7 protein-coding genes are annotated in these 11,362 nt (G+C 54.9%); 5 read left to right on the forward strand and 2 right to left on the reverse strand.

Translation table 11 applies throughout. The features are described 5' to 3' along the window. Positions 1-136: 136 nt before the first annotated feature. Entirely contained in the window at positions 137-1,990 is a 1,854-nt protein-coding gene (locus BLR08_RS05075; RefSeq protein WP_072327583.1) for an assimilatory sulfite reductase (NADPH) flavoprotein subunit, read from the forward strand. A gap of 37 nt (positions 1,991-2,027) precedes the next feature. After that, complete coding sequence (gene cysI, locus BLR08_RS05080) at positions 2,028-3,749, forward strand: assimilatory sulfite reductase (NADPH) hemoprotein subunit (RefSeq protein ID WP_072327582.1); 1,722 nt, start codon at positions 2,028-2,030, stop codon at positions 3,747-3,749. 109 nt (positions 3,750-3,858) lie between these two features. Here the strand turns inward: cysI and BLR08_RS05085 are convergent, their stop codons facing one another. Further along, entirely contained in the window at positions 3,859-6,993 is a 3,135-nt protein-coding gene (locus tag BLR08_RS05085; protein WP_072327581.1) for a hybrid sensor histidine kinase/response regulator, read from the reverse strand. Between the two features lie 268 nt (positions 6,994-7,261). On the opposite strand from BLR08_RS05085, the gene BLR08_RS05090 reads away from it, so the two are divergent. Beyond that, positions 7,262-7,492 carry a hypothetical protein gene (locus BLR08_RS05090; protein WP_072327580.1) on the forward strand — a complete coding sequence of 77 codons (231 nt, stop codon included), beginning with the start codon at positions 7,262-7,264 and terminating at the stop codon, positions 7,490-7,492. Positions 7,493-7,684: 192 nt separating this feature from the next. Continuing rightward, on the forward strand, positions 7,685-7,966 hold the full coding sequence (locus tag BLR08_RS05095; protein WP_072327579.1) for a hypothetical protein: 282 nt from the start codon (positions 7,685-7,687) through the stop codon (positions 7,964-7,966). A gap of 191 nt (positions 7,967-8,157) precedes the next feature. On the opposite strand, the gene BLR08_RS05100 is transcribed toward BLR08_RS05095, so the two are convergent. Then, positions 8,158-9,714: an ABC-F family ATP-binding cassette domain-containing protein gene (locus tag BLR08_RS05100; RefSeq protein ID WP_072327578.1), complete on the reverse strand. Its 1,557-nt coding sequence runs from the start codon at positions 9,712-9,714 to the stop codon at positions 8,158-8,160. A gap of 256 nt (positions 9,715-9,970) precedes the next feature. Between BLR08_RS05100 and BLR08_RS05105 the strand changes: the two genes are divergently transcribed. Next, positions 9,971-11,206, forward strand: coding sequence for an MFS transporter (locus BLR08_RS05105; RefSeq protein ID WP_072327577.1), 1,236 nt, complete (start codon positions 9,971-9,973; stop codon positions 11,204-11,206). Positions 11,207-11,362 lie beyond the last annotated feature (156 nt).

Here is an 11,362-nt window from a genome sequence, read left to right on the forward strand (position 1 = left end):
AGCATCCCTTATAAGACTTATAAGATTAATATAGGTCTCACCCTCTGTCACTGCCGGTAGGTTTGTAGTATGATAAACTAGTCAGATACCCATACTGGGTTATTACTTACGGGAAGTTATGCGAGGTGGAGAATCGGTGGAATTATTAGTAACAAACAGTCCGTTTACTCAGGAACAGGCAGAGCTGCTTAATCGACTGCTCCCTACCTTAACGGAAGGACAGCGAATTTGGCTGGGCGGCTATCTTGCGGCTCAAGGATTCGCGGCAGGTTCCGCTGTCTCCGCTGCTCCGGCGGCGGCGCCAGTGACGGCGGTAACTGCGGCTCCGGCGGAAGCGCCTGCAGCCGTATCCAAAGAGGTGACGGTGCTGTTCGGTTCGCAATCCGGCAACAGCAGCGGACTGGCCAAGAAGCTGTCGAAAAAGCTCGAGGAGAACGGCTTTCAAGTCACGTTATCGTCGATGGCGGATTATAAGACAAACGGGCTGAAAAAAGTTCAAAATCTTCTTATCCTCGTGAGCACGCACGGAGAGGGAGAGCCGCCCGACAACGCGATTTCCTTCCACGAATTTTTACATAGCAAGAGAGCGCCCAAGCTGGACGGCTTGTCGTTTTCCGTGCTTGGGCTTGGAGATACGTCGTATGAGTTTTTCTGCCAGACGGCGAAGGATTTCGACAAGCGTCTGGAGGAGCTTGGTGGCAAGCGGATCGTCCCACGCGTAGATTGCGATGTCGATTATGACGATGCCGCGAAGCAATGGGCGGAGCAAGTGGTCCAGTCGTTGCAGGGAGCAGGGGCGGCAAGTCCGGCGACTGCGGCTGTTGCAGCTTCGGTCGGAGCGGCGGTTATCTCCGAAGAATCGGAGTATTCCAGATCGAATCCGTTTCAGGCGGAAGTTCTGGAGAATCTCAATCTGAACGGTCGCGGCTCGGATCGGGAGACACGCCATGTCGAACTGTCGCTGGAAGGCTCGGGTCTTCAGTACGAACCCGGCGACAGCCTTGGCGTATATCCGCAGAATCATCCCCGTCTGGTCGAAGAGCTGATCGGGGCGATGGGCTGGAACAGCTCGGAGGACGTACCTGCGGGCAAAGCCGGCGAGCGTCTCCCGCTTGGCGAAGCGCTGCTCCGGTATTACGAGATCACCGTATTGACGAAGCCGCTGCTGGAGCAGGTGGCCAAGCTAACCGGCAACAGCGGTTTGCAGGCGCTGCTGGAAGCTGGGCGTGAGCAGGAGCTGCGAGCTTACTTGTACGGCCGCGATCTGCTTGATCTTGTTCAGGATTATTCGCTGCAGGGTGTACCGGCCGGGGATTTCGTGTCCGTGCTGAGAAAGCTGCCTGCTCGCCTTTATTCGATCGCTAGCAGCCCGAAGGCTCATCCGGACGAAGTGCATCTGACTGTCCGCTCCGTCCGGTACGAAGCGCAAGGACGGGAGCGGTACGGAGTTTGCTCCGTTCATCTCGCAGAGCGCGTGCAGCCGGGCGACGGTTTGCCTGTATTCGTTCAGCAAAATCCAAACTTCAAGCTTCCGGAAAATCCGGATACCCCGATCATCATGATCGGCCCTGGCACTGGCGTTGCGCCATTCCGCGCATTCCTGGGCGAGCGGGAGGAGATCGGCGCGCAAGGCAAATCGTGGCTGTTCTTTGGAGATCAGCACTTCGCCACCGACTTCCTGTATCAGATCGAGTGGCAGCGCTGGCTGAAGGACGGCGTATTAACCCGCCTGGACGTGGCCTTCTCCCGAGATACGGATCAGAAAGTGTATGTGCAGCACCGGATGCTGGAAAAAAGCAAGGAGCTGTACCAATGGCTGCAGGAGGGCGCTGTTGTCTATATCTGCGGCGACGAGAAGAAGATGGCGCATGACGTGCATGCGGCGCTCGCAGCCATTCTTCAGCAGGAAGGCGGACTTAGCCCTGAAGCGGCTGCTGACTATTTGAGCCGCATGCAGCAGGAGAAGCGTTATCAACGGGACGTTTACTAGCCCTGGCATACAGAACGAGAGGAGTGGACTACCCACCATGGCTACAAATTTAATATCTTCTCCCAATTCCGCCGGACACAGCGATGTGGAGGAGCTCAAGCGCCGCAGCAACTATTTGCGCGGCAGTCTGGTCGAAACCTTGGAGGACCGGATCACAGGCTCCATCCCGGAATTGGATAACCGGCTGATGAAATTCCACGGCAGCTACATGCAGGATGACCGCGATCTTCGCAACGAGCGCCACAAGCAGAAGCTGGAGCCGGCTTACCAGTTCATGCTGCGTGTCCGCGCAGCGGGCGGCATCGTGACAGCCGACCAATGGCTGATGATGGATCGCGTCGCCCAGAAGTACGCGAACGATACGATTCGTCTGACGACGAGACAGTCGTTCCAATTGCATGGCGTCATCAAATGGAATCTGAAGCATACGATCCGCGAAGTCAACGATGCGATGCTCAGCACACTCGCGGCCTGTGGCGACGTCAACCGCAACGTGATGTGCAACCCGAACCCTTTCCAATCGGAGGTTCACGCCGAGGTTTATGAATGGTCCAAGCGCATCAGCTCGCATCTGGACCCTCGGACCCGGGCTTATCATGAAATTTGGCTGGATGGCGAGAAGATCGTCGACAGTTTGGAAGGAACCGAGCAGGAGCCGATCTATGGACCGGTTTACTTGCCGCGCAAGTTCAAGATCGGGATAGCGGTGCCGCCTTCCAATGACGTGGACGTATTCTCCCAGGATCTCGGCTTTATAGCGATTGTGGAGAAAGGCCGTTTGAAGGGCTTCAATGTTTGCGTGGGCGGCGGCATGGGCATGACTCATGGCGATACGGCGACCTATCCGCAAGTAGCGAAGGTGATCGGCTTCTGCACACCGGAGCAAGTCATCGAGGTGGCCGAGAAGACGGTGACGATCCAGCGCGATTACGGCGACCGTGCGGTGCGCAAGCATGCCCGCTTCAAGTACACGATCGACGACCGGGGACTGGACTGGTTTATTGGCGAGCTGACAAGCCGTCTGGGCTGGCAGCTGGCAGCCGCTTTGCCATACAGCTTCGAGGATCACGGCGACCGCTACGGCTGGGTGAAGGGAACTAACGGCAAGTGGCATTTCACGCTCTTCATCGAGAATGGCCGAGTGAAGGACGAGGGCGACTATCAATTGATGACGGGTTTGCGCGAGATCGCCAAGGTCCACGAAGGCGACTTCCGCCTCACCGCCAACCAGAATCTGATCATTGGCAACGTGCCTCAAAGCCAGAAGAAAAAGATCGAGAAGCTGATCTCGCAGTACAAGCTGACCGACGGCGCCCATCATTCGGCGCTGCGCCGCAATGCGATGGCCTGTGTGGCGCTGCCGACTTGCGGCATGGCCATGGCCGAGGCGGAGCGCTATCTTCCGGAGCTGCTGGACAAGGTGGAGCTGCTGCTGGATGAGGCGGGACTTCGCCAAGAAGAGATTGTGATCCGGATGACCGGCTGTCCGAACGGCTGTGCGCGTCCGATGCTGGCCGAGATTTCGTTCATCGGCAAAGCGCCGGGCAAATACAATATGTATCTCGGAGGCGGCTTCGACGGAAGCCGGTTGAACAAGCTGTACAAGGAAACGATCGGAGAGGCCGAAATACTCGGATCGCTGAAAGAAATGTTTGGCCGCTATGCGAAGGAGCGCCAGCAGGGCGAACATTTCGGCGACTTCGTCATCCGTGCCGGATATGTGCAAGCCGTTCACGACGGGCAGCAATTCCATTCCTAAACGAAAACGATAGCAAGGGCCGCCCCGGTCAAAGTCGGGGCGGCCCTTGCTTGTATAGCGCTAAGCTTGATGAATCGGGTGCGGATGTATCATGGCAGGTACTGCGCCTTCAGACTACAGCATCTTCCCGCTGAAGCTCAATCACGAAGGAAACCGTTGTGCCTTCACCCGGCTTGCTTCGGATCGTTAACCCCTGTCCGTACAGCTGCAGCAGCCTTCTGTTCGTATTCCGCAGTCCGATCCCGGAAGGACGGCCCGGATCGCGTGCAAGCAGCTGCGCAATCTTGGCGTCCTCCATGCCTATCCCGTCGTCCTGCACCTCGAACAGAATGGTGTAGTCGGCTTGCTGTTCGATCCGAATCCGAACGTTGCCGCCACGTGACCGGCTGAGCAAGCCGTGCTTAACCGCATTCTCGACCAGCGGCTGGATCGTGAGCGGAGGGATCAGCGGATCCAGCAGGGGGTCCACCTGCCAGTCGACGGACAGCCGCTCCTCGAACCGCTCCTTCTCGATATACAGGTAAGCGCGAACCAGCTCCAGCTCATGGGAAAGCGGGGCCAGACGCTGCGAATTCAGGAAGTCGTAGCTGATTCGCAGGTAAGCGGTAAAGGAGTCGCCGAGCTTGCGCATTCGCTCCTGATCGATATCGCTGAGCGCCATGATGGAGTTTAGCGTATTGAACAGGAAGTGAGGATGAATCTGCGCCTGAAGATACGCGGCTTCCATGCGCAGGCTTTCATCGATGGATCGCTTCAGCGTGGTTAGCGACCGGACCCGATAGATCAGCTCTGTCGCATCGACGGGCTTGGCGACATAATCATTGGCTCCCGATAAAAAACCGGTGTAGATATCTTCCGGCTGGCTGCGGGCGGTGAGCAGCAGAATCGGCAGCTCGGAGAGCGAGAAGCGCTCCCTGACGATACGTGTCAGCTCGTAGCCGGACATCTGGGGCATCATCACATCCGCGATCAACAGGTCCCACCGTCTGGTTCCGAGCAGCTCCAATGTCTCCTGGGCACTTAGTACGGTGTGGATCTCATACGGCTCATCCGATAAAATGCCCTTAAGCACCTTTAAGTTGATGGAATCATCGTCTACGGCGAGAATATTCAGTTTTCCGGCTGCGGATTGCTGTGGAACCGGTGTGACACGCTCGGGCGCCAAGGCTGCCGCAACCGCCGATTCTGTGCGTTCGGTTGAACGGCTTTCCTCATCGGCCGCTGCGATTTGTTCAGCAGATTCTCCGGCCAGCGGCAGAGTAAAGCTGAAGACGGACCCTTGACCGGGTACAGACCTAGCGGTTAATATCCCGTCATGAAGCTCGACAAGCTGCATACAGATGCTGAGCCCCAGCCCGATGCCGCCCGTGCCGGTTTTGTTCTGCGGCCCTTGCTCGTAAGGTAAAAAAACTCGGGCCAGCGTTTCCTCATCCATCCCAACTCCCGTATCGGCGACATGAATAATGGCCTGACCGCCTTCCGTTTCCCCGGAGACGGTAACAGAGCCTTCATGGGTAAACTTCACGGCGTTATGAAGCAGATTGAACAAAACTTGCACAATTCGTTTTTCATCCGCCAGTACAGGGGGCATGGACGCCGGAAAATCCATCTGCAGCTCAACCGGCTTGCCGTCGGTCGCCGCAGAGAGCATATCGAACACTCCGGAGACAACGGATTGGAGAAGCAGCGGCTCGCGAGTCAAGACGATCCTTTGCTCCTGCAGCCGGGCCACATCCAGCAGATCGCCCAGCATATGCGACATGCGTCGGCTGATGGTCAGCAGAAGCTCCATATTGCGGGAGTTTCGCTCGTCCATCCGATGCCCTTCCTGCGCCGCGATAGTCTGAGCGAGATTAATAATGCCATGAAGAGGCGTTCTCAGCTCATGAGAGGTGTTCGCGAGAAATTGATCCTTTCGTTTATCCGCCGCCTGCAGATGTTCATTCAGCCGGGCATTTTCCGCAGCATGCCGGAAGTACCGCTTAAACCAATAAGCGGAGAAGCCGACTATAGCGGCCATAACATCGATCGGATAGTAGGTGAGGCCTGCCGACTCATTGTGGAAGACTGCTCCCCAGAGAACGCTTGAAGCAATGCTGGATGCGGCGAATAGCAGGAACAAGGCGTCATTCTTCTGGCGAAGCACCATCTTCCCGATCAGGATCACGAACCATACGATAGGGAACAAGTAAAGCACGGAAAATACCCGGGCCTCGGTCGTGAAATAAATAAATGTCGGCTGAGCCGCCAAGACAAAGACGGTATACAAGCAGAGAATGGTGACATAGCTGTAATAAAGCTTTTTCCACTCATAGAAGCCGGAGAAGTTCCTCGACATCCATAAAATGAAGAAGCTCAGCCACATATAAGAGAGCAGCCTCAGCTTCAGAGCCCAGGAATAGTCGAGCGGCAGCCAGATCGAAATCAGATAATCGTGATCCGTCACAATGGTCATTCCGGCGGTCACAAGCAGAAGAAGAAACACAAGAAAGGTCTTCTCCCGATGACTGAAGATGAATAAAATGCCTGCATATAGACCGTGAAGCAATAGGATCAAAAATGTTGCCAGTTGAAGGCCGACGGAATACATGCGCTCCGTATCGATGGACGCTTGCGATCCGAATCGGATGGATCGGACGATACCTCCATTCGCGGGATGGTCATAATTAGCTACTCGTATCAATAACTCAATGGCTTCAGATTGGTCATTCGTATAAATAGCCGTATACGACATTACTCTCGGCTCGTAAGCGTCCGGCTCCGCCGCAGGCTTACCGAAGGCGGCCTCCTGTTGACCGTTGATTTCCACTTCCGAGGACGCTTGAATTTGTCTGATCCAGAATTCGTAGGGCTGATCCAGCTGCCGGTCGACCAGTATCCTCAATCGATAGGTGCCGTATCCGTAAGAACGGTCCGGTTCCTCTGGAAAAGCGCTGCTCCAATCGCCCGGTACGTTAAGAAGCCGGGGAGAGGGAACAAGCTGGCCTTTGAAGTCTTCATGCGTCATAAGCTGGCCGGGATACAGCTCCCATTCGCCATCCAGGGATATGGGGCGAGAGTTTTCGAAGTCCCAGCCGCGCATATCGAGAATGCCTTGAGCAGCCTGCGGCTGCTGCTGCGTAAGGCTTCCGCCGAACCAGAGCAGGCGCAAGCCGAAGAGAATAGAGACATACACAAGAACAATAGCAGCATATTTAAGCAAACGATGAGTGAGTTTCCAGGTCATACAGCTAAATTTCGACATGATTTTCGTTAATTCCTGCTATACATCCAAAGAAAAAGCATCTTTTGCCGAGCCGGCCGATCAGGCAATCCGGCGAGTATCGACAGGAGCTGAAGTCCCTCCCTGCGGCTGGGCGGGTTGACTTATTTCAGCTGTGGCGGCTGGAATAGGTTTATCAGCGAAAATACGTATGTATCAGGCTGAAAGAAAGGCACGAAAAGCATTAATGTACAGCTGGAGCAAACGCATACATTACCTATGCGTAACCAAATCCAATGGAATGCGAGTGATGCCTGTGGAGATGTCATTTTGTTCGCATTGTAACGAAAGGATTCCGGCTGGCTCCATTGCCTGCAAGTATTGCGGCACGTTCACTCATCAAGCCGGCGGCAATGCGGCCGCTGTCTCTGCTGCGGCTCCCGAAGCCAAAACGGAGAAACGGACGGCCAAGTGGTGGACTATCGGCATCCTGGCGGCAGTCGTCGTGGCTGCGGTTATTTGGCTGCTTGTCTTGCAGTAGCGTTGCGTCCGTGAAAGAGGAACGAGTGCTAATTCGCGCGCCAACTTGACCTGGGCGGCGGATTAGCTTTTTTTGTTGTAAAGACCCTAGGCGCATGAAATCGACCGGGTAAACCGGGGAATAAGATCAGCAAAATCTGCCAAAGCTACTGGCGTAAAGCTACATCAAGAAGGGCAGAGAGGCGGAGATGCGATGAAGGATTTTCACCGTTTTATTGAAGAGCTGCTGGGACGCAATCAAAAGCTGTTTACGGATGCCGATTTTACGGAATGCCGGAAGGCTGCCGCCACGATCCACGAGCTGATTCATAACCTGGAGGAGACAGAGGTCAAGTTCCGGCGCAAGCTGACGGAAACATCGGCCCAAGTGCCGCAGGATAAAGATAAAATCGTGTATTTGCAAGGCGTTTGCGATGGCATGAATCTGATTCTCGGCCCCCTTAAACACCATAGTCAGCTGCAGGGTCAATCTTAGCTGCCTTGGCGAGGCGGGGAGAGGAATACGAAAAGCGGATGCTGTCCAGGGACGGCATCCGCTTTTTTATAAAAGTTTCAGAACGTACAAGCTCCGGTGATTGTCCGGTTTCTTGGCAACACGCGGCTTCTAATAGAAGCCGTCAGACGTTTATCCCGGGTACGGCCCTATCATCCGATTGACAGCCTGGCTTAAAATACCTTTGTCGTCCAGGATTCACAGTTCCAGGTTTCCGTAACGACATCGCGGTAAAATTCGGGCTCGTGGGAAATAAGCAAGATGCTGCCTTTATACGCTTTGAGCGCGCGCTTCAGCTCTTCCTTGGCGTCGACATCCAGGTGATTGGTCGGCTCATCGAGCACAAGCACATTCGACTCGCGATTGATCAGTTTGCAAAGCCGTACTTTGGCTTTCTCTCCGCCGCTGAGGACGGCGACCTTGCTCTCGATATGCTTCGTTGTCAGACCGCACTTGGCGAGCGCCGCGCGCACTTCGAATTGGCTGAAGGACGGAAACTCCTTCCATACTTCTTCGATGCATGTATTGGGGTTCGTTTCCTTGACTTCCTGCTCGAAATAGCCGATATACAGCGATTCGCCTCTTTGCACCGACCCGCTTAAAGCGGGAATTTCGCCCAAGATGCTGCGCAGCAGCGTCGTTTTCCCGATTCCGTTCGCGCCGACCAGCGCAATTTTCTGACCGCGCTCCATCCGGAGATCCAGCGCTCTCGACAACGGCTGGTCGTAGCCGATGATAAGCCCCTTCGCTTCGAAGATCAGCTTGCCGGATGTTCTTGCTTCCTTGAAGTTGAACTGCGGCTTCGGCTTTTCCTTCGCCAGCTCGATAACGTCCATCTTGTCAAGCTTCTTCTGCCGGGACATCGCCATATTCCGGGTGGCGACGCTTGCCTTGTTCCTCGCGACGAAGTCCTTCAGATCGGCGATCTCCTGCTGCTGGCGCTTGTAGGCGGATTCGAGCTGCTGCTTTTTCATCTCGTAAACTTGCTGGAAATGATCGTAGTCGCCGACATAGCGGTTAAGCTCCTGGTTTTCCATATGGTAGATCAGGTTGATGACGCTGTTCAGGAACGGAATATCGTGGGAGATCAGGATGAAGGCATTTTCGTATTCCTGCAGATAGCGCTTCAGCCAATCGATATGCGTTTCGTCCAAGTAGTTCGTCGGCTCGTCCAGCAGCAGAATGTCAGGCTTCTCCAGCAGCAGCTTGGCCAGCAGCACCTTCGTGCGCTGTCCTCCGCTCAGGTCATGCACATCCTTGTCAAGGCCGATGTCGGTAAGGCCCAACCCGCGGGCGGTTTCCTCGATTTTGGCATCGATCATGTAAAAGTCCTGGCTCGTCAGCGTATCCTGGATCGTCCCGACTTCCTCCAGCAGCCGCTCCAGCTCTTCGGGGGACACCTCGCCCATCTTGCCGTACATATCGTTCATCTCTTGTTCCATATCGAACAAGTACTGGAACGCGCCCTTCAGCACGTCGCGGATCGTCATTCCTTTGCTCAGCGCCGCATGCTGGTCCAGATAGCCGACGCGCATCCGCTTGGACCATTCGATCTTGCCGTCATCCGGCTGCAGCTTGCCGGTGATAATATTCATGAAGGTGGATTTACCTTCGCCGTTGGCGCCGATGAGACCGATATGCTCTCCTTTGAGGAGACGGAAGGAAACATCGTTGAAGATCGCGCGATCTCCGAAGCCGTGGCTGAGACGTTCGACATTTAATATGCTCATTCACTTACACCTTTTCCTGTATACTTGTTAACTTCCTAATTATATGCGGTAAGGGGGGGATAACTCAATGCCGGGAACAAGGATAATGCATGCTTTTGGAGAAGAGAGCGGCGTCCGCTTGATTTTATTGGGAGAAGCAGCCAAAATATAGAGCGAAAGCCCCTGAGGGCAGCTTGATTATACTTATTTTTTCTCTTAAAGAAAACGGCAAGGATATGGTAGTTTGGATACTTAGAAAGGAAAGAGGGGGATTCAATTGGACACAGCCTGGAAGAAAAATGCCGTGCTTTTCCTGACAAGCCAGACCGTATCGCTGTTCGGATCGTCATTGGTTCAATATGCCATCATGTGGTATATCACATTAAACACGCAATCGGGCATGATGATGACGATATCCATCATTTGCGGCTTCGTGCCGAGCTTTTTTCTGTCTCCCTTCGCGGGGGTATGGGCGGACCGCTATGACCGCAAGAAGCTCATCATGCTGGCCGATTCCGCAATCGCACTGTCCACGCTTGTGCTCGCGATTTTGTTTATTAGCGGCTATGAGGCGTTATGGCTGCTCTTCGTAGTATCGGCTATCCGCTCGCTGGGGACCGGCGTACAGATGCCGGCGGTCAGCGCCTTCCTGCCGCAGCTCGTGCCCGGGGACAAACTCACGAAGGTGAATGCGACATATAGCAGCATTCAATCCCTCGTGATGCTCGTCTCGCCGATGCTGAGCGGAGCTTTACTGACGATGGCTTCGATCGAATCGATATTTTTTATCGATGTCGTGACAGCGGCTATTGCAGTTTCCATCTTGCTGCTGTTCCTGAAGATACCGGTTCATGCCAAGGCGTTGGAGCAGCAGAGCGTCAGTTATTTCGGCGACTTCAAGGAAGGGCTGAGCTACATCCGGAAACACGATTATGTCAGAACGTTTTTTATGTACATTGCCGTGTTCATGCTGCTGGCCGCACCGGTTGCTTTCCTGACGCCGCTGCAGGTAACTCGCAGCTTCGGCAACGATGTATGGAGGCTGACGGCCGTCGAGATGACCTTCTCGATCGGCATGATGGCCGGGGGCATTCTGATGGCATCCTGGGGCGGGTTTAAAAACAAGGTGCATACGATGATTCTTGCTACGCTCGGGATAGGCCTCGGCACTTTCGCGCTCGGCGTGATCCCGAACTTCTGGATGTATCTTGCGGTGATGAGCTTGATCGGGGTTACGATGCCCGTCTTCAACACGCCGTCTACTGTCCTGCTGCAGCAGAAGGTGGAAGAAAATTATTTGGGACGCGTATTCGGCGTGTTCGGCATGATCTCCAGCAGCATGATGCCGCTGGGCATGCTCATATTCGGACCTGTAGCGGACGTGATCGCGATCGAATGGCTGCTGATCGGCACCGGTGTCCTGTTGTTCGTCCAGGGCATCTTCATGTCGGGCAGCCGTGTGCTGATTCAGGCGGGGAAGCCTGAGCCAGAGCTTGAGGCGGAGCAGGTGTAGGAGCGGGAGCCGAGGGCTGACGAAAAGCTTTCAGTACGGCGAAGACATGCTGCCTGTAGTCAGCGGTGTGTCCGTGCTCGCTGAGAAATGCCGACCGGCCAGGAATTGCAAGGGCCGCTCAGCGAACTGATCAAGCGGATTTTCGCGGAGCCGAAG

This window comes from Paenibacillus sp. cl123, from assembly GCF_900101595.1.
Classification (GTDB): domain Bacteria; phylum Bacillota; class Bacilli; order Paenibacillales; family NBRC-103111; genus Paenibacillus_G.

Bases quoted from the DNA above. Each gene is read 5' to 3' on its own strand.
- cysI (WP_072327582.1), top strand. From the start codon at position 2,028: ATGGCTACAAATTTAATATCTTCTCCCAATTCCGCCGGACACAGCGAT.
- BLR08_RS05085 (WP_072327581.1), bottom strand. From the start codon at position 6,993: ATGTCGAAATTTAGCTGTATGACCTGGAAACTCACTCATCGTTTGCTT.
- BLR08_RS05090 (WP_072327580.1), top strand. From the start codon at position 7,262: ATGCCTGTGGAGATGTCATTTTGTTCGCATTGTAACGAAAGGATTCCG.
- BLR08_RS05095 (WP_072327579.1), top strand. From the start codon at position 7,685: ATGAAGGATTTTCACCGTTTTATTGAAGAGCTGCTGGGACGCAATCAA.
- BLR08_RS05100 (WP_072327578.1), bottom strand. From the start codon at position 9,714: ATGAGCATATTAAATGTCGAACGTCTCAGCCACGGCTTCGGAGATCGC.